A 24,068-nucleotide genomic window follows, 5' to 3' on the forward strand; every position below is an offset into this window, starting at 1 on the left:
GTTGTGTATTGCAAAATTCGACAAGAAAGGTGACGTGGCAACTATGAGCGATTCTGTTTTTCTGAAACGCACAATTGTAAAAGAAACGCTTTGGAGTGAACATCTGCAGGAGGAACGCAAATTACGCATCTATCTCCCTCCCGGCTACAACGAAGTCTTGAGCTATCCCGTTGTGTATTGCCAAGACGGAGAAGAATTCTTTAACTTTGGCCGCATCGCTACACTTGCTGGACGTCTTATTATAGAAGAAGACGTGGAGCCCTTCATCATTGTTGGTGTCGAAGTAGACGTCGCTGTTCGGACTCAAGAATATGCGCCGTTTGGCAGCAGATTCAAACAGTACTTATCTTGCTTTTCCGAAGAGATTATTCCCTTCATTGAACAAAAATATCCTGTACGCCGTACTCCGGACGAACGAATCCTAGCAGGAGACTCTCTCGGGGGCAGTGTATCGCTCCATCTTGCACTTGCTTATCCTGCGATCTTTACACGTATCATCAGCCTTTCCGGGGCTTTCTATCCTGAGTCCCGCGAAATGCTGGCCAAAGAAGAGGATCTTTCCTGGCTCAACATTAATATGGTCGTCGGTCTTCAGGAAACTGACTACAAAACGGATACCGGCATTTATGATTTTGTTCAGATGAATCGAGAAACTAAAACATTGCTTGAATCACGCGGAGCAACCGTATCCTACCGAGAGAAGGACGGACGTCATCTCTGGGGATTTTGGCAGAAAGAGCTACCAGAGTCTCTACTCTATTTCTTAAACGCATAATGACCAGTTGATAGTAGTAAATAGTGAACATCTAAAGAACAGTATGTAGATTACTTGTTTGCGCTTACAGTTTAATCCAGCAAATTTCCTCGATTTACCATATGAATCATAACGAGAAAGCTGTAATCCAAATTGGGTTACAGCTTTTCTCTTATCATTCTTTCCAGCAATATGTCACAGCCCGCGTTGATCAAGTCATACACCTGTTCAAAATTACCTGTAAAATACGGATCTGGTACTTCACGCAGTTCCTCCTCAGGCAATAAATCCATGAAGAACATTAGATCAGCGTCATTTCCTCCTGGAACCTTTCGAACATTCTCTCCATTAGACTTGTCCATACAGACGATATAATCAAATTTTTGAAAATCTTCACTGCTAACTAGACGCGCCATCATATTCTCATAACTAATACCATTATGATCAAGGATACGTCTCGTTCCTTCATGCGGTTCTTTCCCAATATGCCAATCACCAGTTCCCGCAGAGTCTACAAGAATCTTGTCTGATAATTCTCGTTCATGAATCTTATGCCGTAGAACAGCCTCCGCCATCGGTGATCGACAAATATTACCTAGACATACAAACAGTACTCTTACGATTTTCGTTCACCTCCTGGTTGTTAAACCTAAAATATATGTGAAATTATACTCAAAAGATCACACACTCTCATTTTAGCGTTGTCGAGGTCAATTGTGCAACCTTTCGATCTGCATTATACTGGACAGGATACTCAACTAGAGGTTTAAGAGGAGGAATGGATGTTATGTCATCCAAACGCGTCGTTATTTTTGCCGGTGGTGAATTATCTCCGGATTATTTCGATCTATTAGATGAAGATGATTTTATTATCGGTGCGGATCAAGGGGCATTGTTTCTCATTTCACACGGATATACACCAGATATAGCAGTAGGTGATTTTGATTCCGTTTCGCCTGAGGCACTTCAAGATATTGAGAACCTAAGTAAAAAGACCATCACCTGTGATGCCGTGAACAAGGATTTAACAGATAGCGAGATGGCGCTCGATATTGCAATAGATCAGCAACCTGATTCTATTCTACTATTAGGTGTTACAGGGACTAGAATTGATCACTCTCTGGCTAGCATTCAAATGATGACAAGAGCCCTTCAACGTCAAATCAACTGCTACGTCATGGACACTCATAACTATATAACCCTTACAGGATCCCAAGCTGTTATCAACGATTTAGGCTACACCTACGTTTCTTTGCTACCCTTAACCCCAGAAGTATCGGGGATTACCCTTGAAGGTTTTCAATATCCATTGACTGACGCTACGCTGAAGCTTGGACAATCTCTTGGCGTAAGTAATAAACTGATTTCATCCTCAGGAACGGTTTCCATCCGAAGTGGATTGTTGCTGATTATTCAGAGTAAAGATTAATTACATATGGCACATGTATAACGTAAAAATGCTCCCTTTTTGCATTTTAGAAACATCATTGTAACTTTTATAGCAAATTGAAATAAGCCGCGAAAATCCTTATTTACCAAGGATTTTTCGGCTTTTTTTATATCCTGACAGATCAAATTATTAATTTTTTGTAACTTTTAATGAATTTTTAATATAACGCTTCCAACCCATACCCAGCCTCACTTTATTGCACCTCTACCATTTTTTATGTAATAGATAACCTGCTATACTACGAATCAGGCAAGCAAGACAGACAAACACAACAACAAAGACTAACACCTTGGAGGTACTACAACATGAATAAACAACAATGGATTAAAAAAGCGATTGTTATAGGAATGGTTACTACAATGGGCTTAGGAACAATGATGGCAACAGGCGTAGGAGCAACTAAAGTTGAAGCTGCTTCGGTGTCTAAAGGTCAAAGCATAGTGAATCTCGGAAAGAAATATATGGGAGTGCCTTACAAATTCGGTGCATCCACATCTACTACTAAAGTTTTTGACTGCTCTTCTTTTACTAAATATATCTTTAAACAATATAACGTAACACTGCCTCGTACGGCTGCAGAACAATCCAAAAAAGGAACAGCCGTATCTAAAGCGAATCTTCGTGTAGGCGATCTCGTATTTTTCTCAAGCGGTAGCAGAGCAACTGGCAAAAACGTTACTCACGTAGCTGTTTATGCCGGCAACGGTAAAATTCTGCACACTTACGGTAAGCCAGGTGTTACGATTTCCGATCTTAACTCCGGTACTTGGAAAAAAACTTATTTAAAGGCTCGCCGCGTACTGTAAACAACGGCTCTGTAGTAGAGTTCAAACTATAATAGAGAAAAAGTCTCAGGATGTGGTGCTGCCTTCGGGCGCCCTCATTACATATCCTGTTCCGCGAACAGTATGAATTAACTTGTTCCGGTGACCTTTATCAACTTTCAAACGGATATGTCTAATGTAAACATCAACAACATTCGTATCTGCGTGAAATTGGTAACCCCATACTTCCTTAAGTATCTCGACACGGGAACATATCATTCCCTGATTTGCAGCGAGATAATACAATAGATCAAATTCCTTGGGCGTCATCTTTAACTCGATCCCTTCGCGACTTACAAATCTGCGACTGGGATCGAGCATTAAACCATCGACTCTCAGCAGTTGATTTAAATTTCGACGCCGTCCAGTAAGGGTTAATAAATTTAGAATTCTGTACTTGAATTCACCGGTATGTAAAGGCTTGGTCATATATTCATTACCCCCGGCTGAGAATGCCGAAACCGCCCCAGTTCCAGATTCAGATTGTTCACCGGAAATCACCATTACCGGGAGTATCATCCCCTCTGCTCTTACAGCGGAAATAATATCCCAGCCTTCCCAAGTCCCCACCTCGTATAACTCAGCAAGCAGCAGTACCGGTTCTACTTTTGATATGGTTAAGTGGAGATCCTCGGGATCTTCGCTTTTTGTTGCTTCAAGTCCAATATCTTGTAGCACACTTTGAATAACGACTCGATCTTCTTCGCTACTAGAGCTATCAGCCATATACCATATTATTTGCTCAATCACAAAGCTCCCCCATATCTATATGACTTGCAATAGCAACACTGCGGTACTTATAGAATTCCCGGAAAACAAAAAGACCATTCCTTAGAAATGGTCTGAACCCTATTTAGCGCTTCTTTATCCGAAATATCGATGATAAAAACTTCTAGCAGCAGCAATATCTTTAGTCCCATGAATTAAGGCTCTGCCATCCGCAAAAATAACCATTCGATAAGGCCCTTCTATAAAAGAAACCAGATAAGCATTGCTGTCCACGCTTCCGCTTCCTAAACGAGACAAACGATTCGCAGTTTCCTGCAAGTTAAGCTTCTGTGGTCTCGAAGGACGGATTTGTACGGTATCTCTCCCGCATAGGACATCGCTTCGCTCGGTATTTGCTGCCGTAAGATAGGGATAAATCGGATGACTCCCACAAGAAGGGCAGTTTTCCTTTTTGGCAGCCTTCACTCCAATCTCATGATGTTCATTCCGCCACACATCGAACGTTAATAATTTGTTTCTTAATTGTGTTTTACGCTTTCCCAGTAGCTTTAGCGCCTCTGTAGTAGCATTTGCCGTAACTAATTGTACAGCTTGCGGAAGGATACCTACAGTATCACAGGTGTCCCCCCCTATAGGTACTGTCCCTAAGAGACAATGGAGACATGGGGTTTCTCCTGGCAAAATCGTATATGTTATTCCATAACTGCCTACACATGCACTATAGACCCATGGGATACCGTGTTTTTGTGCCATATCATTAATAATGAGCCGAGTATCAAAATTGTCCGTACCGTCCATGATTAGATCAACCCCAGAAATGAGCCCTTCCAGCTCTTCTGCACGGACATCAATAACGTGGGATTCAATAACAACCTCAGAATTAATCTGTTGAAGTCTTCTCAGCGCAGCGGCAGCCTTTGGCATCCGTTCTAGTGCATCTGCCTCGGTATAGAGCTGTTGCCTTTGAAGGTTACTCCACTCTACATAATCACGGTCAGCTAAAATAATCCTCCCGACCCCGCAGCGTACCAGCGTCTCTGCAATTCCGGTACCAAGCGCACCCGCTCCTACTACTAATACACTAGACTGCGCGAGCCCTTGTTGTCCTTCTTCACCAAATGGCGCAAACCGCACCTGACGAGAATAACGGTCTTCACGCTCCTCTGTATGGATCAATTGATTCCCCTCCCTGTATCCAAAAACCGGAGAACAGCAGATAGTCTGCTATTCCCCGGAAAGATGTTGATTCTATACTTGTACAGCTGACCACTGCTCTACATCCCAAATTTTCGTAACCCAATCTTCATAGAACTCAGGTTCATGGGAGACCAGCAGGACTGTACCCTTATATTCTTGCAGTGCCCGCTTCAGCTCAGCTTTGGCAATCACATCAAGGTGATTTGTAGGTTCATCGAACAGTACCCAGTTGCTCTCACGCATCAGCAGCTTACAAAGACGTACCTTAGCTTGTTCGCCACCACTCAGCATACTAAGCGGTCGTGTAATATGCTCATTTTTCAGACCGCAACGAGCTAGATGTCCACGCACTTCATTCTGAGTTAGACTAGAAAATTCATTCCATACATCCTCAATAGGTGTAAGATTAGCTGCTTTCACTTCTTGTTGGAAGTATGCTGAATTCAGATAATCTCCAAGATAAGTTTTACCGCTGTATGTTGGAATTACTCCGAGAATGGTCTTTAATAACGTCGATTTACCCACACCATTGCAACCAACGATAGCGATTTTCTCTCCACGTTCAATGGTCATATTCAGCATAGGTAGCAACGGACGGTCGTAGCCAATCTCGAAATCAATGCCTTCAAAGACTGTTTTGCCACTGGCACGACTCTCTTTAAACTTAAAGGTCGGCTTAGCAGCTTCTTCTGGGCGATCAATTCGATCCATACGATCTAATTGCTTCTCACGGCTCTTCGCCCGACCAGATGTGGAGGCACGGGCTTTGTTACGCTGAATGAAATCTTCTTGCTTCTTAATGAAATCCTGTTGTTTTTCATAAGCATCTATATGTTGAATCTTGTTCATCTCAGCCATATCCAGGAATTTCTCATAATTTGCAGTATAACGAGTAAGTTTGCCGAACTCCAGGTGATAGACCACATTTACGACTTTATTCATGAATTCCGTATCATGGGAGATCAAAATAAATGCATATGGATACTGCTTCAAATAGTTAGTTAACCAGTCGATGTGCTCAACATCCAAATAGTTGGTAGGCTCATCCAGCAACAGTACGTTTGGTTTCTCAAGCAGTAGCTTCGCCAACAGGACTTTTGTGCGCTGGCCCCCACTTAAAGAAGCGACATCACGGTCAAGTCCAATGACGGATAAGCCTAGGCCATTCGCCATTTCCTCCACTTTCACATCAATTAAATAAAAATCCCCGATGTCCAGCTGCTCCTGGATGTCCCCCATTTGCTCAAGTAAAACCTCTAACTCTTCAGGAGAAGCGTCCCCCATCTGCTCAGTGATCTTCAGCATTTCCTGTTCCAGCTCTAAAAGCGGCAAGAAAGCGTCCTTCAATACATCACGGATGGTTTTACCTGGTGTTAAGATGGTATGCTGATCCAAATAGCCATAACGGACACGAGGTGTCCACTCTACTCTTCCACTATCTTTCAACAGTTTCCCTGTCAAAATATTCATAAGCGTTGATTTCCCTACGCCATTTGCTCCTACAATTCCTACATGCTCTCCAGGTAACAACCGGAAAGAAACATTCTTAAACAACGTCCGATCCCCAAAATTGTGGGAAACGTCTTCTACACTAAGTAAACTCATAAATTCTCAGCAAGCTCCTATCTATACTTAAATAATGCGTAAACAAGCAAAAATGCCTTCGGCGTCTCCATAGGACGGTAAGCGTTTATACGAGAAATCTAAGAATAAAGTATAGTGTAAAACGTATACTTTATTATATTTTTAAAACACGTATAAATATATATTTTAACACACTTTAGCGCAACACTGAATTAAAAGTTCGTTGAGTGAGCCGTTAAAACATACAGAACCCCTTCATTTAGCATTTTTTTTGAAAAAAACACGACTTTTCACCTTAATAGGCGCATCTAATAATCCCTCAATTATTTCATTAATGACATCCGCCAACTTCCCCTTGGGCTTGAATGGATCTTGTTGAAAAGGAAGTCCATAAACTTTGGCTGTCCCAATAGCGCTTTGTAGCAGCTGTGTAGAGGAGTGTTCAGCGAGCGGTAATCCCACTCTCCAATTCGGTTCAGCCTGTATTCCCTTTCGCCTAATCCATAGAAGCAACTCTTCGATTCTCCAATCTGCACCTGAGGCAATTAAAAGCGGAAGATCGCTATGTTTAAACTCTTCAAGAGCCCCTCCATATTCGCCAGTGCCCAGGTCCAACACCACAAATTGATAGTTTCCACTCAGTAGATCAGCCATTTCCCTGTCAACAGAACGATTCCAATAATGTACTCCTTTCCATGAAAAAGCAGATTGTTCGTCAGTATATGGGACAGTTGCAATCTGTGCATATAACAAACTACGAATGCGATCAAAAATCGATGAATTCATAGAACAATCAACCCATGCAGTAGACCCCTTCTGTGCAAGTAAGCTACTCACAGCAAATGAAGTATGTGTTGTTCCAAGACCTGAAGCTACTCCGAGTAAAGCGATAACGATCGATTTTCCCTTTTCTAGCGGAAACGGGACTACTGCTGTTAGATCATTTTCACGGTCCATTTCGGATTCCACACGATCTAACGCCTTAAGAACTGCTCCTGCATTCTGATATCGCTCCTCTGGGAGATGTCTTAATAAGCGTCTTATGATTGGAATAATGCCTGCTGGCATGTAATTATATAGCCGATCCTCCATCCCGTACTCCCAATGGCTACATTGCCCTCCAGTTGCCATATAGAGAATTAATGCTCCGAGCCCGTATAAATCGGATACCGGCTGACTTTGCCCGCTTCCATATTGCTCAGGTGCCGCGAAGCCAACTGTACCAAGCTTAACCGTATCTTCGGAGATACCGTGCTTGTAGCTTCGAGCGACCCCAAAGTCAATTAACATCAGTTCTTTTTGCAGCGTCAACATGATATTTGAAGGCTTGAGATCACGATAAATAATCGGTGGATGATGATCATGTAGGTACTGAAGAACCTCTAATAGCTGTCTAGCCACTTTAACGATGAAGTTACATGGCAAAGGTCCGGGATTGTCCTTCATTAACTGATTTAAGCTCACGCCTTCAATATAGTCCATGATTAAATAGGAATACCCTTCTCGATCTGGAAGATAGAAATCGACAATCCGAGGCAGACGTGGGTGGTCTAGAGTGATTAACATATCGGCTTCTGCTTGGATATCAGAATGAAGCTCATCTAAGCACAAGCTTTCTTTTACAGCCCATCGTTTACCCTTTAGGCGCAAATCATCCGCAAGATAAACAATACTCATCCCACCTGATCCAATCAGATCCGTAATTCTGTATCTGTCATTAATAACCTGTCCAATCTTAAGCTTTGTCTCAAAATACAATTTAAATCCCCCTTTTTCGTAAAAAAAAGAGAAAGCTTCCGCCATTAACGTCTTACCGCAAAATACGGTCACGTTAATAACGGGATGCTTTCCCTTAGAAATTTAGAATTTTGTTTGATTTAGTACTTAATCATATAAAGCGTAATTTCATCACGATTATGGAATAGCTGCTTGGCACGCTGAATCTGCATCCGCTCTCCTTCAAACATCGCAATAATTTCCTTGATCATCGCTAGCGGCTTCTTATGCATCAGTTTTACGGTCACAATAGCTGTCCCACCCGGCGACAGGCTGTGTAGCAGCCCAGTTACAAGCTTCGCCATCAGCTTAGGACTCCAGCTCATATCGCAAACGAGCAGATCAAATTCATTATCGCGGAATTTCACTTCTCCAGCGTTTTTACGAAGGATCTTCAAACCCGGATAATTACGTAGGGATTCATGCATTAATGCAGGGTCAACCGCCGTAACCTTCATTCCACGTTCCAGCAAGAAAGAAGTCCACCCTCCTGGAGAAGCGCCAATATCTAACGCATTACGGAAGCTGTAAAAAGGGATATCAAACTCCTTCTCAGCTTCCATAAGCTTGAACTTAGCGCGTGAGATTTGTCCATCTTCCTTACGAAAACGGATGGCGCCGCCATTCCAGCTAGATAAATTCGCTTCTGGTCTGGATACACCTGCATATAAGGCATTCCCGTCAGCGTAGACAGAAATGACCCAGGCTGGATCTTGCACTGTAAATTCTGCGCCTAAGCTCTGCAACTGCTCTTGGAGCCATTCACGAAGTTCTCCCGGACTGTCCTGCCAGAAGGAAGGATCCCCCTTACGAACGTTCAGGGATACTTTCTCCCCTTCCAGCTCGCTGCGTCGACTTAAATAGACTGCCAAACGCTGTAGTGCCTCCATGGTTCCTTCATCCTGAAACTCAACAGGCTGTATATGACGCAGGAAAATAGGCAGGTTCTGAGTGAGTAGGCGCGTTACTTCCTCCGGTTCACATTGCAATGTAGCCAAAAAGATTTCTCCCGGCAACAGCAAAGTACTCTTCACAGCACCGAATAAACGGCGAAGCTCTTCTTGCGCATAAGGCGCAAAGCCGTGATTAGCTGTACAAATATATCGGGAATACACTACTTCTTCCGGAGCGATGGTCTGCTCTTCGGTATCTTGTCTAAAATCGTTCAAATCGTTTTGCCTCCAGGTCTAATTTTAATCCAGGGACGACCGCTATCCCATTCAACATCAACAGGAATATCATAAGTGGCCAAGATCATTTCTTTCGTTAATACTTCTTCTTTCAGTCCAGATCCAGCTAGCTTACCCTCACGAATTAATGCAACATGCGTGAAAAGCGGGACAATTTCTTCCACATGGTGAGTTACGTACACTACAGAAACATTACGCTGTCTCAGCTTATCTATTTCAGCCAGCATTTTTTCCCTTTCATATAGATCAAGGCCCGCACAAGGCTCGTCCATAATTAATAGCTTAGGGTCAGCCATAAGACATCTTGCCAGCATGGCTTTTTTACGTTCTCCCTGTGACAAGGTCCCAAAGGGATGAAATGCCATATTGCCTAGATTCATATCTTCAAGCATACTGATTGCTTTCTCTTTTACTTCGGTAGGGATCGTCTCGTAAAAACGCAAATAAGCGTAAGCCCCTGTAGCTACGACCTCCCACACCGGATCATTTAAAGACATCTTTTCCATCAAGGAAGGACCGATATAACCAATTTCTTTACGAACCTCACGTACATCACATTGCCCATATTTATAACCCAGCACTTCTACAGTCCCTTTGCTAGGAAACAGGTAACCTGTCACAATCTCTAGAATTGTTGTTTTACCAGAACCGTTCCGGCCCAAAATGACCCAGTTCTCACCTTCCTTAACTTCTAGCGACACATCATCCAAGATTAAGCTTTCTTCCCTACGAAGAGATAAATGTTGTAATGAAATGATTATGATATAACACCCCTTATGTATTCCAGCACCCGCTCAACTGAAACCATTGAATAATAAATATTCGGATCATCTGTCCGGTCTGCAGAAACCACTAGTAGCGCAGGTACGCTGGTTATACGATAATGTCTTACAAGATTGGGGAGCATATTCACATTGCCTGCAACCATCTGGAGTTCAGGGGGTAAAAGATGGGCCGCCACTTCTAACATTCGTTCAGCAGCCTTACAAGTACCGCACAATGGAGTGTGTAAAAATACTACAAGTGGTTCTCCAGCGCTCTTGAGCGCGTCCAGTAATTCTACTTCCTGCATTTCCTTCATTTCAATTCCGTCTCCTTGGAGATATCACGAAGCTTATCAGAACTTAGGGGGCCATTTACCAAAAGCATCCCCTCAGGTTTTGCCGTGTATAAGATCTCAAACATTTCTCTTCGCCCCCATAGACTGGAAGTGTGCAAATAAATTTCTCGGGGATATAGTCCTTCCAGTACGATCCGTCTAGCAACTTCTCCACCCGAATAATCATCCGGCCCCATATCGTAATCCAGTGATAAAATATCCACCTCACACTCACGCAGCATCAGAAGACATTCTTCCGTCGTACGAGCCAGAGCGAACCCTTTCGGTACCTTTCGAAGATCATCCATATAGATATGAATCACAATTACGCCTCCGCTTCAAACCAACCACGCACAGTAGCAATTTCTTTTCGATGACTGCCATCCGCACCCTTCTCAGTTTCCATGACAACAGCTGAGCTTCGTAAAAGCTCGGAGGACAATAAGCTTTTCAGCCCTTGCTCTCCAATATGTCCTTGTCCGATTCCAGCATGCCTGTCACGTCTTGAGTCGAAAGGAAACTTAGAATCATTTAAATGAACCGCAACAAGATGTGGCCAAAATCCGAGTTGCTCTCCTCGTTCAAGGAAGTCTTCCGTTCGCTCAGGGTTCCAGATACCGGCTGCGTAAGCGTGACAGGTGTCCAAACAGAATCCTATGTTCTCCGGAAATTGGCTGAGCTCTCGAACTTTCACGAGTTCTTCAAGTGTAATTCCTTCCGTTCCATGGTTGCCTGCTTGATTCTCAATTAGGAGCTTAGCACGGCCATCCCAGGACTGCAGCACTTCATTCATACATTGTATAATATTTTGATAGCCTTGTAACGGCTCCATTCCACCAAAATGTCCAAAATGTACAACGATGCCTAATGAACCACAAGCTTCTGCAATCTCCAAATCATTTAAGAGAGAAGCTACATAAACCTTTCGCGGAGTAACATCCTCTATACCAGCCGCCATGTTAATCCCATAAGGTGTGTGCGCAATCGAATCGATCCCTTTTTCCTGACAATAGTGCGCACAATCCCTCGTATCTCGGACATCCACCTGTTTAAGTTTCAAACTACGCGGATTTTTAGGAAAATATTGAAAACATGTTGCACCGCTCTCCCAAGCAAATCGGGCAGCTCTCCCATATCCACCGCGAATGCTAACATGAGCCCCTATTTTGGGACTATTCTTCATGCTGACAGTCTGGGCAATAAAATACTTTGCGTCCAGTCTGCTCTGTTTTAATAATGGTTCCCCCATCACGAAGGCAAGGTTCGCCTTCACGATCATACACTTTACATTGATTATTATATGATCCTGTAACTGTATCCCCAGTCATAAAAGGCATTTCCATGTACCCACCAATTTCAGTAGCCTCAGTCAGTACTTTTTGGATGCTCTCATAAAGGCGGGCTATAGAATCCGATGTTAAATTCTGAACTTGTGCAGAAGGTAAAAGTCTAGCTTCGAAAGCAATCTCATCGGCATAGCAATTTCCGACTCCAGCCATCACATGCTGATTCACCAGCAGGCTTTTGAGCGCACCACGCCGTCCCTTTAATAATCCTGTGAATCGTTCCAGTGTCATTCGACGATCCAACAGCTCAGGTCCAAGCTTACCCATTGTGGCTTCGCTTTCCTTAACGGACAGCAAATGTAGATACCCTAAGCGAAGTCCTATGAAGTAAAGGATATGATCACCAAATGCGATTTCAACCTGTGTGTTACGATCCGGACGTTCTTCCTCTGTACCATAAAAAAGCAGTCCACCTAGCATCAAATGTAAAAGTAGTCTTCGTCCATCATGAAGGTGAAACAAAATATACTTGGCACGCCGCTCAACAAAAACAACACGTGCGCCGATCAATGCTTTTCTAAAAGCGTCTGTTTCCATGTTAATTGACTTTTCTCTGTTCACGATCACATCAGATATTGGCACATTTATAATATGCTGACTTAGCAGCTTTCTATAATTCTCCATTTCCGGCAGTTCCGGCATAGCTCATCGTCCCCTCTAAGTTGGTGAAGTAATAAGATCCTAGCTATTATACACCGAGAAACGTTTTAAGTTCAGTTAAATCGGCACAAATTTCATCCGGTGAGATCCCGGTAAGATTTTTATAGTGGTCAAGATTGTCGGCATTTGTTAATCCTGTAAATACAAGAACTGTCCTACAGCCCGCATTTACTCCAGCAGCTATATCAGTTCGCATATTATCACCGACAACCACTGCATGTTCAGGCTCGATACCAAGAAGATCTGTCGCGAATTTGATTAGATGAGATTCCGGCTTGCCAATTACTACCGGACTCACACCGCTAGCAGCCTCAATGGCTGCACCAATGGTACCTGCCCCCGGCATGACGCCATCATCTGATGGCAGCATTAAATCCGGGTTGGTGAGTACAAACTTTGCGCCTCCCAGAATCCAACGCGAAGCTTGTGAGAGCGACGTATAGTTGAAGGAACGATCAATACCTTGCAGTACATAGTCAGGTGAGTCTGTCACGATGCGAAGCCCCGCTTCGTTACAGGCCTCACGCAAACCCTCTTCTCCAAGTATCGCCACTGCAGCCCCAGGTGATTCCTCAGCTATGTAACGCGCGGCCGCCATTGATGAGGTACATACCTCCTCAGCTTTCGCATCGATTCCCATTCCACATAAGTGAGCAGCCACATTAGCCGCTGTGCACGATGAATTGTTGGTAACAAATAGAAAAGGAATGCCTGCGTCACGTAATCCTTTAATCAGTAAATCAGCACCGGGAATCATTTTATGCCCATGATATAACGTACCGTCAAGATCAATCAATAACCCTTTAATCTGTTCCATTATAAATCCCTCTATTTCCATAAGAAATTTAATTAATGTGGTAAATAAATAATGATATTAATAGACGATAAACCTAAGCCCAGCTTGAATTTGGAATGGTTCATTATCCTTTGGGTTTGGTCGTATTGCCCGCTGGTATTCGGCAAGATTTCCTGCCATTCGTACGTCTTCCACGCTGTGATCACTTTAAATCTAACACACTTCGTCGAAAGAAATCGAACGAGAGTCTCAGCCAGCATTTTTTAGCATAGGACTGTCATTTCCTGCGCTTTCCCGGAAAATAATCATTTCCCCAATTGCCCGTTTTGTCTTCGATAAATTGGATATGTGCTGAATTCTTCAGCTAACAATGTCTCTGGAAAAACGAGCTCAGCTTCTTCCAGCAAAGGAATCAACTCCTCAGACGAGCTGTACCGAGAGCTGAAATGAGTGAGCAATAGTTGACCTGCATTGGCTTCCTTTGCTAGCTCTGCAGCTTGACGTGCTGTACTGTGATGGTACTGATAAGCCATTTCTGCCAGATCATGCCCAAAGGTTGCTTCATGAACGATAAGGTCTGCATCAAGTGAGAGTTCTAAAGCTCCAGAACAAGGTCTTGTGTCACCTAAGATCGTAATAATACGCCCTCTTTTAGGCTCTCTGACAACATCAGCCGCGCAGATACGAATACCTTCGTCCGTTATAACATCTTCACCTTTTTTTAATTTTCCATATATCGGTCCAGGTTTCAAACCATAACTCTTAAGTAATTCCGTATTGAGGCTCCCGGGACTATCCTTTTCCGTTACCCGGTAACCATAGCTGTCAATACGATGCTCTAATAATGCCGCCTCCACTTTAAAGCCATCATCCTCGAATACCGTTCCTCCGGTATGCTCGACAATCTCAATTTTGTATGGAATACGAGATTGACTCACAGCTAAGGATATATCTAAGTATGCTTTCAATCCAGGTGGTCCGTAAACCGTTAACGGCGAGGTCCCTCCCTGATAACCACGACTCGATAACAAACCTGGAAGGCCAAATAGATGATCTCCGTGCAAGTGAGTAATAAATAGCTTTTCCAGTTTTCCTAGGCGAATCGGTGAACGAAGAACCTGATGCTGAGTTCCTTCTCCGCAATCGAACATCCAAATACTACGGCGTTCTTCCAGTAGTCTTAATGCAATCGACGTTACATTGCGCTGCAGAGTCGGTACCCCTGCATTCGTACCCAAAAAATATAATTCCATCCTTTTTCCTCCCCTCTTCTTATTGGCTGAACCCTCTCTTGTCTATTCTAAACGTCCTTCTTCCAGCAAAAAACCCCCCAGTTACGGGAGGTTCCGCTGATAGGGATACAATCCCCTTACAGACCGGGTGAATAAATGACAGAATTACAGCTTCTCTACATTAAAATACTGCGCTTCTGGATGGGCGAATACCATTGCCGACACAGAAGCCTCGGGTTCCATCATAAAGCCTTCTGTAAGGTGGACACCGATATCTTCGGGGGATAATAGCTTAAAGAGTGGTCCCTGATCTTCCAGATCCGGACATGCAGGATAACCAAAGGATACACGAATCCCTTGATACCTTGCTCCATGTCTTTGCTTCATGGTCATATCCGCAGGATCTGGGAAGCCCCATGTATCACGCATCATGTGATGAACACGCTCCGCTAGTCCTTCCGCTACTTCAAGTGCAACAGACTGCAAGGCATGTGAGCGTAGATAATCACCATTCTCCTTAAGTGCTGTAGAGAGCTCACGAACACCGTGTCCCGCAGTCACCACGAGGAATCCAACATAGTCCATAATCCCACTGTCGACCGACTTCAAAAAGTCCGCTAGACAGAGATAAGGCTCAACACCTTGTCTTGGGAAAGTAAAAGTATGCAGAATCTCGGCCGTATTCTGTGGATTATACACGATGATATTGTTACCACTTGATTGTGCCGGGAAGAATTGATACATCGCATGTGGAGTAATCGTACCTTCCAGCATTGCTTGATGTAGAATATCATCTACAGTACCTTTCAACTCAACAGTCCGCTCGTCACCAGCAGCTAACTGCGCCTCTACAGAACCACGTAGACCCAGATGATGACCGAGCAACATTTGCATATTCACATAAGGGATAATATGCCCCAATGGATAATTACGAATTACATGACGCTCTAAGTCTGGCGGAACAAATACAGGTGCATCTGGTGAAATTTTGGAGCGAACTGCTCTAGTTAACTTAGGAAGCTCTTGTTTAGGAGCAACTGCTACTGCAGATTCCGCTTCTACTCGAATTTCCTCGGCAATTTTCTCCCGTTCAACAGGGTTCATAAGCCGATTAGCAATATCTAGGCCATCCATAGCATCCTTAGCATACAGTACTAAACCATCATACTCCGGACGTATACGTGTTTTGGTGAACTTTCGCGTCAGGGCAGCACCGCCTACCATAATAGGTACATCAATCCCAGCCGTACGTAAGTCTTGTGCCGTCAGCACCATCTGCTGTGCCGATTTTACGAGTAACCCAGACAATCCAATCGCGTCAGCTTTTTCACGACGAAACGCTTCGATAATGGACTCAGGTGGTACTTTTATACCCAAATTAATGATCTGATAACCATTATTCGATAAGATGATCTCCACTAAGTTCTTGCCTATATCATGTACGTCGCCCTTTACAGTAGCAAGCATGATCTTACCTTTTACCGATGTCTCATCCTTCTTCATAAACTGTTCCAAATGACCAACTGAAGCCTTCATTACTTCAGCACTTTGCAGCACCTCAGCAACAATCAGTTCATTGTTATTAAACAACCGTCCAACCTCTGACATCCCAGCCATTAGCGGTCCATTGATGATTTCCAAAGGTCCTGATTTAGTAAGCGCCTCATTAAGGTCAGGAATGAGACCTTCTTTAGTACCCTCAACCACATAAGAAGCCAGACGCTCTTCTAGCGAAAGATTAGAAATTTTCTCTTTTTTCTCAACCTTCTTTCCTCGGAAGGCGGCTACAAAAGCAGCAAGTGTGTCGTCATTCGTATTATAAATCAATTCTTCAGCAAGACGACGGTCTTCAGCAGGGATAGAAGCATAACGCTCTACCTTCTCGGTGTTTACGATCGCATAATCCAAACCGGCCTTAGTGCACTCATAAAGGAATACTGAGTTCAACACTTCACGTCCTGCTTCCGGTAATCCAAAAGAAACATTGCTGATCCCCAAGATCGTGTGAACTCCTGGAAGGGCTTCTTTGATCAACCGAATTCCATCAATGGTTTCTTTGGCAGAGCCAATATATTGTTCGTCTCCGGTTCCTACAGGGAATACCAACGTGTCGAAAATAAGATCTTCTCCAGCTAATCCGTATTTATTCACAAGTAAGTCGTAGGAGCGTTTAGCCACTTCCAGTTTGTCTGTAGCCTTGATTGCTTGTCCTGTCTCATCAATCGTTCCTACAACGATAGCTGCACCATACTTATGAATCAAAGGAGTAACCAGCTCGAATTTTTCTTCACCATCTTCAAGGTTAATGGAGTTAATTATAGCCTTACCTTGACAGTACTGTAGTGCCAGATCAATAACCTTAGGATCGGTAGTATCGATCATTAGAGGAACTTTAACCTTCTTTACAACTAATTCTAAAAAAAGTTTAATATCTTCAATCTCATCACGGTCCGGATCTTGCACGCAGACGTCAATGACTTGTGCACCGCTCTTCACCTGTGCACGGGCAATTTCTGAAGCTTCCTCATATTTGCCTTCGACGATTAGACGTTTAAATTTACGCGAACCTAATACATTCGTACGTTCACCCACCATGTATGGTCGGTTGTCGTTCTCGATATAGATAGGCTCAATACCTGAAAGTGCCGGTGGATGATTCCCTGTAAGCGGTCGTGGAGGAAATTGTGAGAGTGCCTCCGACATAGCACGGATATGTTCCGGTGTCGTTCCGCAGCAACCCCCTGCAATGTTAAGCCATCCTTTTTCTGCAAACGCAGCAATTTTACGCGCAAGAGAATCAGGAGATTCATGATAATGTCCATTCTCGTCTGGCAACCCAGCGTTCGGATAACAACTCACAGCCGCTGAAGAGATTGCAGAAAGCGAACGAATATGATCCCGCATGAACTCAGGGCCAGTCGCACAGTTCAGACCAATAGAGACAGGCTTGAGATGTTCTAAAGAAATATAGAAGGCTTCGATGTTCTGACCGGCAAGCGTGGTACCCATCGGCTCTATCGTCCCCGAAATCATTACTGGCAATTTGATGCCTGTCTTCTCAAACGCATTACGTATGCCTATACTTCCAGCCTTCACGTTCAAAGTATCCTGAGAGGTCTCTAGCAGTAACGCATCCACTTGACCATCAATCAATGCGACTGCCTGTTCCTCGTAGCTATCAACGAGCTCTTGGAAAGTGACTCCTCCTGTAACAGAGAGCGTCTTTGTTGTAGGCCCCATTGCGCCTACGACATATCGAGGACGATCAGGTGTATCATATTTATCAACGGCATTGCGAGCTAGCTTCGCTGCAACCAGATTAATTTCGCGTGCCCGTTGCGGAATATCATATTCGGCAAGTACAACAGACGTTGCACCAAAGGTATTCGTTTCTATGAGGTCAGCACCTGCTTCGAGATACTGCTCATGAATCGTCTGAATCACTTCTGGACGGGTTAATACTAGCATTTCATTACAACCGTCCAATTCTTCCCCACCAAAATCCTCACCTGTCAGAGGCACCTGTTGGATCATTGTGCCCATTGCACCGTCTAGAATTAATATTCTTTGTTGTAAGCTTTCCTCAAGTGTATATTTAGCCAACGTATAGTCCCCCCAGTAAAACATTAGAGTAAGTTTAGCAGAATAAAGGAATTTCGGAAAGCCTTCCTTTCCACTCTGCATTATATGTAATTATAGGATATCATTACTATTCTTTTAATTATGGTTTCACAGAGAGTTCCTTATTAGGCATAGAATGCTGAGTTCTAGCAGTTACGTGTGATGTAACAATATATTGTCCTTCTTTCTCAAGTGTTCCTTCTGCTTGATAGACTCCATCACCAACTAGCTTCCCTTTAAGTTCAATTTTCTGTTCATTATCATTTTTACTCACAATTTCGAATAGAACCTCTTTCGCATCATCCACCGCCAAGTTATCTTGCGTCACCACAGCCTCAAAGGTCACCTTCTGATTTACAACAACCTCTTCAGGACTCCAATGTAACTCAACTTTGATAGGTTCCATAGACATGTCCATGTTCATGTTCATATTATGTATTCCAGAATGTTTGGTTTGGTCTGATGAACACCCTCCCAGAACTAAAAGTGTTGCACCTAATAATAAAGGAACGATTGTTCTTGAAATCTTCATATAGAGTCCTCCCAGCCGATTTGAGTACTAAGAATCTACCAATTCATGTTATACATTCTCCATCTATTATACACATTATTATTGGTTTTTCAGTATTTCATATCAATTCAGCTTAACTCTTGTGACTAAAATCATATACTAGATAATTTCATCAATTTTAAAAAGCAATATGTAGATATAAAGAAAGACAGTAAGCCTCCTAGTAACCCAGGAACCTACTGCCTTCTTAAGGCTCAATGATTCAAAGCCTCTTACTCTACTTTATAAAGATTGGACTAATGAAAGAAGCTCTCCAAGATGTTTGATTTCATAATCCGGCTGAATTTCCGGATCCGGCTGTTTGCCTTTTCTATTAATCCAAACCGTAGTCAAACCTGTTGCCAACCCACCACGAATATCCGTTGTAAGCTTATCACCGACCATAACCCCTTGCTCAGGTGCAATATCTAGAAGCTCTAGAGCATGCAGAAAAATATCCTTATCCGGCTTTCCTTTGCCGAAGCTTCCGGAAATTACGATATGATCAAAGAAAGGAACGATTTCAGGTACACCATCTAGTTTCTCTTGTTGCAATGCAGGGCATCCGTTAGTCAAAAGCAATAACTTCACTTTTCCCTTCAGTTCTTCGAGCACCTGAATTGTTTCTTCATAGATGTAAGGCCGATTTCTACGCTCTGCTGCAAATTTGGCTGCTAATGTCTCAGCAAGAACTTCGTCCTCTACACCAAGTGCTGCAAGACCACGACGCCACGCCTCTTTACGGTATCCCGGTGCAAGCTGCTCCAATTGACGGAATTCCGGTTGTTCACCTGCAGTAAAGTTCCCCCAAAGTGCTTCAAACGGATTAATCCCAATCATTTTTGTAAATGGGTTCGTTTCGTATGATTCATATAGTGCTATGGCTTCTTTACGCACCGCAAGTTCCAGTTCTTGTGGATCAATCGTATCCCCAGCGGCTTCACATGCAGAACGAAATGCTTCATTGACGCTCCGATCATCCCAGAGCAGTGTATCATCAAGGTCAAATAGTACGGCGGAAATTGGCATTACAGGTCTCCCTCTCCCATGGCTGGTTAATTTCTATTCGTGAACTACTTCAATTTGGTGAGCTTTTGCGAATGCTTCCAGTCGAGTCCCCATCGCAGTTGTATCATAACGATTCATAAGTCTGGTAAAAATCCATTTCGTGCGTTTGCCTTTATGCCTAATAACAACAGCTCCACGCGAAAGGATAATTTTCTCAATATCAGAAGCTGGTAAATAGCGTTCGCGATTGAATTTTATAGTGGATAGTCTAGCATTCTCCACCTTCAAATACGGACGTCGGAAAAACAGAAGTGCCGCTAGTAAGTAGTACAAAACGACTCCTAGCCAATTCATCAGCATACCATTGCCTTTGGCCTGATCCACCGAACCAATCATCCAAAACATAGTACCAAGTACTAATAACACTACTGGAAATGCAATGTTACGGCCTTTAAAGGTTTCACTGTTCTTGCCAGGAGATTTGGATTTTGATGCGTAAATCGTTTCCTTCCCCTGTTTCTTTCTTTGCTTGTTAATTTGCTGTGTGTTACGTTGAACCATTCTTTCCCAAGAACGGGCCATATGCGTTCCCCCTAGTCATCCAGTAGTATCTATGAAAAGGAACAGGGTGTTAATGCTTAAGCCCCTTGTTACCTTGTTCATGCTCATCATTATCGACCAATTCAATCGTATTCAATTGTGCTCGGAAGTTATTGCGAATATTCCCCAAATAGATTTCACGAAGCTTGGCGCGTTCCGCCGTTTCCTCTTGATTAAGGCCTACGCTCTTCTGTTTGCGTGCCAATTCGTTAATACGCGCGACCAACTCATCAATGTTCAAAACTTTCCCTCCCCATATAAATTAATTCTAACTCTGCCATGAGAAAAAGAGCTTGTCAAGGTTTACTCCCTGCAAGCTCTTTATGTCCTTCTATTATGTTCTTAGAATATTAATAAATAGGTAAACTGAGAATATCTCCAGCATTAATCTGACTGCCTTTAATGCCATTGGATTTTTTAATTCCTTCTATATATACAGCCGTCTTCATATCCGATGGTTTATTCTCAAGAGCAATACTCCAAAGTGTATCTCCGCGTTCAACCACTACGCGCTTCTCATCCTTCATTAAAGTAGTAGATCCTGCAAATACATTACCTACTACTGTGAGTCCTGATAGTACGAGCACAATGATCAATGTAAGTTTAATAACAAAATCTCTCCGGAACAAACACATCAATCCTTCAAGCAAAAGCGCTGTAATCTCTTTAATCTGAGCTGAATAACGGGTAACAGGATTATGTCCTATAGATTCAACCACGGGGGCTTTATCGTAGATGCTACGGTATGTACTGTATTTTAACATGAATATCATCCTCCAAACACTTGTTCTTACTTTCGAAATAATAATAACACGAACATGTGTTTTGTTCAATACTATTTCAGAACAATTGTTCTCTTTTTTTCGAAAAGAGAAAATCATCCTATCATCTTTAAAAAGAATCCAGCTGATCATTGTTTTAAAGTTCGCTTTATCAATACGAGACTACCATTTATTAACTCTTTCGAATTAATATTTATAATAGTTAGAACTTATGTTTGTGCGAACGGTAGTTCTATGTTATAATTTTCCCAAACATTACTATATGGGGTTGATTCCAATGTCAAAGATTTCAAGTCGCCAGCTGGCGATCCTGGAATTTATACGTAGCGAAGTCCGCAGCAAGGGTTATCCTCCTTCCGTTCGGGAGATTGGAGAAGCTGTTGGTCTTGCTTCCAGCTCCACAGTTCACGGTCATTTGGATCGGCTAGAGAAGAAGGGACTTATCCGTCGAGATCCAACGAAGCCACGTGCAATAGAATTGCTTGGCCAAGAGGATTCCGAGAATGTCCATCATTTCGCACAAACCGTCGCACGCATTCCTGTCGTAGGTAAGGTTACCGCCGGGGTTCCTATCACTGCTACTGAGAATATTGAAGACTACTTCCCGCTTCCAACTCACTATGTTGGAGATAACAAAGTATTTATGTTATCGGTTCAAGGTGACAGTATGGTCGAAGCTGGGATAATGAATGGTGACTATGTTATTGTCCGTCAACAACAGACAGCTGATAACGGAGATATCGTTGTTGCTATGACCGAAGAAGATGAAGCAACCGTTAAGACCTTTTATAAAGAACGTGATCATATACGTCTTCAGCCGGAGAATCCGGCGTACGAGCCTCTTCGCCTTAATCGTGTGACCATTCTCGGCAGAGTTATCGGATTATTTCGAGATATCCACTAAGTATGCACTCCTACCAAGCCAAAACGGATACCGTCCATTAAAGGACGGTATCCGTTTCTACGAGAAGCATAATGATACTGTTTACTGTAATATCAAAGGCTGTTCCACAAATGTGGAACAGCCTTTTTTTGTTTTCTAACTCAAATTATCCATACTAGAACACGCGTTCGCATACGCTAAAATGGCCATTTTCTATTAATAACCGTTTAGGCTTTCTGCTCATATCCTATTAGAAAGGAGTGTTGCGCAATGCCAAATTACCGAATTATTGTAGATCTGACCCAGCGTATGCTGTATCTTCTTGATAACAACATTGTGATCAGAGGTTTCCCCGTCGGAATCGGTAAAATGTTAACCCAATCACCCTTGGGTGACTTCACTATTATTAACAAAGAACCCGATCCAGGTGGTCCATTTGGGGTCTTTTGGATGGGTCTATCTAAGCCTCACTATGGAATACATGGAAATAATGATCACTCCTCGATAGGTCACGAAGTTTCCCACGGTTGTATTCGGATGTACAATGCGGATATGCTAGCACTAGCTGCGATTGTTCCGATTGGAACACAAGTAACGATCAGGAATTAAATCTATCCATAAATAAACACACCTCACTCATGGTTCAATGAATGGGGTGTGTTTGTATTTAAGTTTTTTTAATGGCGTAATAGGAATTATGTGGTTATATGTCGAATAATGTTAACAGGATTTCAAATAGAAAGGAAGTGTCTGGTTTTGAACAACTCCAAAATAAGAACCCTCGTCGATTTTAAAGTCGATGCACTTGTTAAACTCTCAGGATTATTGTTAAATAACGATCAAGCTAGTGGAAAAAAAGTAAATCTACTCACTTCATTTGGCAGTATTCAAGGGACGATCTCCCCTTCCGCCTCCAATAAAGAGGATGTTTTTGACTTAAAATCTCTAATGGATGATGTCATTGTAGATGAATACATATCTTATTTAGGTGCGGAACATCCCGATAAAAATTTCAGCTATAACTTTGTAGTCCTTAATGATGTTTCTGTAAGACCCTATGCTAACTATGAGTCATCGATCGAATACAAGCAGCTAATTGTGTATACCGATCAAATTACGGCTTTCAATTTCTTATAATTTTGACATATTTACATTAATAACTCTCACCTAAGCACTCAGTAACTGCCCAAGCATGCATTAAAGGCGGATCTCTGGGTGCTTTTTTTGCTAATGCTGTAATTATTCCTATTTTTCAACGAATTTCACTTTTAGCAGATACTAGTCGAGAAGATTTAGGCATATCTTTCATTAAGTAATAAATCTTGCTCTGCTGAGATAACTAGGAGGTGTGATTCCATGCTGATTTTCTTAATGTACATATTTGGTATTATAGGAGTTGTCTTAATTCTTAGTGCCGGTTTTCTAGAATTGAAAAAGCTATCTACTTCTTCAGACCTTTCAAAGCTGTTAAACGCAATCTCATCCTTTAACATCATATTCACCAAAACGTTCATTCCACCCAATCAATCTCACTTGATCGCCCTTAACGAATCCTATAAGAAAATAGCCATAGGCAGTAGCGATCCGAAAACACGTAAAAAAGCTATAGCAAAACTGTATTCCTTCGATAATGTAATGGGATCAGAGATTGTTGTTAACGCGCTAACCCATTCAAAAGTATCCAAAAGTCAACAAAGCAGCAAATCAACCGCTTCAAGTGCGAATATTAATGTGCTTAATAGCGCTGACGAAGAGGCTAGTGTTATTGAGGAACTTACGCTTAAAATATATATGAACAGCAGTGAAATGCCTGTGTATAGTATCTCCTTCTTGCCAGGCTTATTGCCTATTAAACAATCCGACAATCAGTATAAAGAAGCTTACTCCCAAGTACAGCAGTTGCATGCATTTTTCAGGACGATCGTATCCGAATAAACGCCCCCCTTCTGCCTCTTATTACTTCACTTTATTTTTTCCAATTAGAGAT

General features: G+C 42.7%; 26 protein-coding genes. 7 read left to right on the top strand and 19 right to left on the bottom strand.

Features of this window, described 5'->3' with window-relative positions; genetic code table 11:
• Positions 1-43: 43 nt before the first annotated feature.
• A complete protein-coding gene (locus NSU15_RS16560; RefSeq protein ID WP_042128294.1) occupies positions 44-775 on the top strand; it encodes an alpha/beta hydrolase-fold protein in 732 nt (243 codons plus the stop codon).
• Between the two features lie 137 nt (positions 776-912).
• Here NSU15_RS16560 and NSU15_RS16565 read toward each other — a convergent pair whose 3' ends face one another.
• Positions 913-1,377 (bottom strand): low molecular weight protein-tyrosine-phosphatase, encoded by a 465-nt coding sequence (locus NSU15_RS16565; protein WP_042128296.1) that lies wholly within the window; start codon positions 1,375-1,377, stop codon positions 913-915.
• Between the two features lie 164 nt (positions 1,378-1,541).
• On the opposite strand from NSU15_RS16565, the gene NSU15_RS16570 reads away from it, so the two are divergent.
• On the top strand, positions 1,542-2,183 hold the full coding sequence (locus tag NSU15_RS16570) for a thiamine diphosphokinase (protein ID WP_339286798.1): 642 nt from the start codon (positions 1,542-1,544) through the stop codon (positions 2,181-2,183).
• Positions 2,184-2,509: 326 nt separating this feature from the next.
• Entirely contained in the window at positions 2,510-3,010 is a 501-nt protein-coding gene (locus tag NSU15_RS16575) for a C40 family peptidase (protein WP_339286799.1), read from the top strand.
• Positions 3,011-3,055: 45 nt separating this feature from the next.
• On the opposite strand, the gene NSU15_RS16580 is transcribed toward NSU15_RS16575, so the two are convergent.
• From NSU15_RS16580 to NSU15_RS16665, 18 genes are all read right to left on the bottom strand, one after another.
• Entirely contained in the window at positions 3,056-3,778 is a 723-nt protein-coding gene (locus NSU15_RS16580; protein ID WP_339286801.1) for a response regulator transcription factor, read from the bottom strand.
• Positions 3,779-3,892: 114 nt separating this feature from the next.
• Positions 3,893-4,933 (bottom strand): ThiF family adenylyltransferase, encoded by a 1,041-nt coding sequence (locus tag NSU15_RS16585; protein ID WP_042128302.1) that lies wholly within the window; start codon positions 4,931-4,933, stop codon positions 3,893-3,895.
• Positions 4,934-5,005: 72 nt separating this feature from the next.
• Positions 5,006-6,559 carry an ABC-F family ATP-binding cassette domain-containing protein gene (locus tag NSU15_RS16590; protein ID WP_042128304.1) on the bottom strand — a complete coding sequence of 518 codons (1,554 nt, stop codon included), beginning with the start codon at positions 6,557-6,559 and terminating at the stop codon, positions 5,006-5,008.
• 234 nt (positions 6,560-6,793) lie between these two features.
• Positions 6,794-8,296, bottom strand: coding sequence for a serine/threonine-protein kinase (locus NSU15_RS16595; RefSeq protein ID WP_339286803.1), 1,503 nt, complete (start codon positions 8,294-8,296; stop codon positions 6,794-6,796).
• Positions 8,297-8,415: 119 nt separating this feature from the next.
• Positions 8,416-9,483: an SAM-dependent methyltransferase gene (locus NSU15_RS16600; protein ID WP_042128309.1), complete on the bottom strand. Its 1,068-nt coding sequence runs from the start codon at positions 9,481-9,483 to the stop codon at positions 8,416-8,418.
• Positions 9,480-10,262, bottom strand: a complete 783-nt coding sequence (locus NSU15_RS16605; protein ID WP_042128310.1) for an ATP-binding cassette domain-containing protein — start codon at positions 10,260-10,262, stop codon at positions 9,480-9,482. The genes NSU15_RS16600 and NSU15_RS16605 overlap by 4 nt, the downstream gene beginning before the upstream one ends.
• Positions 10,262-10,585, bottom strand: a complete 324-nt coding sequence (locus NSU15_RS16610; RefSeq protein ID WP_042128312.1) for a thioredoxin family protein — start codon at positions 10,583-10,585, stop codon at positions 10,262-10,264. Before NSU15_RS16610 ends, NSU15_RS16605 begins: the two co-directional genes overlap by 1 nt.
• Positions 10,582-10,926 (bottom strand): cyclic-phosphate processing receiver domain-containing protein, encoded by a 345-nt coding sequence (locus NSU15_RS16615; protein ID WP_076118716.1) that lies wholly within the window; start codon positions 10,924-10,926, stop codon positions 10,582-10,584. Before NSU15_RS16615 ends, NSU15_RS16610 begins: the two co-directional genes overlap by 4 nt.
• Positions 10,927-10,928: 2 nt before the next feature.
• The gene (locus NSU15_RS16620) at positions 10,929-11,786 is read right to left on the bottom strand and encodes a deoxyribonuclease IV (RefSeq protein WP_042128316.1); all 858 of its coding nucleotides are present in this window, start codon (positions 11,784-11,786) and stop codon (positions 10,929-10,931) included.
• A complete protein-coding gene (locus tag NSU15_RS16625; protein ID WP_076118718.1) occupies positions 11,776-12,591 on the bottom strand; it encodes a DNA-formamidopyrimidine glycosylase family protein in 816 nt (271 codons plus the stop codon). Before NSU15_RS16625 ends, NSU15_RS16620 begins: the two co-directional genes overlap by 11 nt.
• A 46-nt stretch (positions 12,592-12,637) precedes the next feature.
• Positions 12,638-13,426: an HAD-IIA family hydrolase gene (locus NSU15_RS16630; protein WP_339286807.1), complete on the bottom strand. Its 789-nt coding sequence runs from the start codon at positions 13,424-13,426 to the stop codon at positions 12,638-12,640.
• Between the two features lie 284 nt (positions 13,427-13,710).
• Positions 13,711-14,658, bottom strand: coding sequence for a ribonuclease Z (gene rnz / locus NSU15_RS16635; RefSeq protein ID WP_042128323.1), 948 nt, complete (start codon positions 14,656-14,658; stop codon positions 13,711-13,713).
• A 144-nt stretch (positions 14,659-14,802) separates the two neighbouring features.
• On the bottom strand, positions 14,803-18,240 hold the full coding sequence (gene metH, locus NSU15_RS16640) for a methionine synthase (RefSeq protein ID WP_339286809.1): 3,438 nt from the start codon (positions 18,238-18,240) through the stop codon (positions 14,803-14,805).
• 118 nt (positions 18,241-18,358) lie between these two features.
• Positions 18,359-18,790, bottom strand: a complete 432-nt coding sequence (locus tag NSU15_RS16645) for a FixH family protein (protein ID WP_042128328.1) — start codon at positions 18,788-18,790, stop codon at positions 18,359-18,361.
• A 261-nt stretch (positions 18,791-19,051) separates the two neighbouring features.
• A complete protein-coding gene (locus NSU15_RS16650) occupies positions 19,052-19,837 on the bottom strand; it encodes an HAD-IA family hydrolase (RefSeq protein WP_042128330.1) in 786 nt (261 codons plus the stop codon).
• Positions 19,838-19,870: 33 nt separating this feature from the next.
• The gene (locus tag NSU15_RS16655) at positions 19,871-20,398 is read right to left on the bottom strand and encodes a hypothetical protein (protein WP_339286812.1); all 528 of its coding nucleotides are present in this window, start codon (positions 20,396-20,398) and stop codon (positions 19,871-19,873) included.
• A 49-nt stretch (positions 20,399-20,447) separates the two neighbouring features.
• Entirely contained in the window at positions 20,448-20,657 is a 210-nt protein-coding gene (locus NSU15_RS16660) for a DUF896 domain-containing protein (protein ID WP_042128334.1), read from the bottom strand.
• A gap of 109 nt (positions 20,658-20,766) precedes the next feature.
• Entirely contained in the window at positions 20,767-21,180 is a 414-nt protein-coding gene (locus NSU15_RS16665; protein WP_339286814.1) for a LysM peptidoglycan-binding domain-containing protein, read from the bottom strand.
• Between the two features lie 295 nt (positions 21,181-21,475).
• Between NSU15_RS16665 and lexA the strand changes: the two genes are divergently transcribed.
• From lexA to NSU15_RS16685, 4 genes are all read left to right on the top strand, one after another.
• Positions 21,476-22,102, top strand: coding sequence for a transcriptional repressor LexA (lexA, locus tag NSU15_RS16670; RefSeq protein ID WP_042188849.1), 627 nt, complete (start codon positions 21,476-21,478; stop codon positions 22,100-22,102).
• Positions 22,103-22,351: 249 nt separating this feature from the next.
• A complete protein-coding gene (locus NSU15_RS16675) occupies positions 22,352-22,690 on the top strand; it encodes a L,D-transpeptidase (RefSeq protein ID WP_339286816.1) in 339 nt (112 codons plus the stop codon).
• A 147-nt stretch (positions 22,691-22,837) separates the two neighbouring features.
• Positions 22,838-23,218: a hypothetical protein gene (locus tag NSU15_RS16680; RefSeq protein ID WP_042128341.1), complete on the top strand. Its 381-nt coding sequence runs from the start codon at positions 22,838-22,840 to the stop codon at positions 23,216-23,218.
• 219 nt (positions 23,219-23,437) lie between these two features.
• Complete coding sequence (locus tag NSU15_RS16685) at positions 23,438-24,016, top strand: hypothetical protein (RefSeq protein WP_042128343.1); 579 nt, start codon at positions 23,438-23,440, stop codon at positions 24,014-24,016.
• Positions 24,017-24,068 lie beyond the last annotated feature (52 nt).

Origin of the sequence: Paenibacillus sp. FSL E2-0201 (genome assembly GCF_037963325.1) — a bacterium.
GTDB lineage: Bacteria > Bacillota > Bacilli > Paenibacillales > Paenibacillaceae > Paenibacillus_AQ.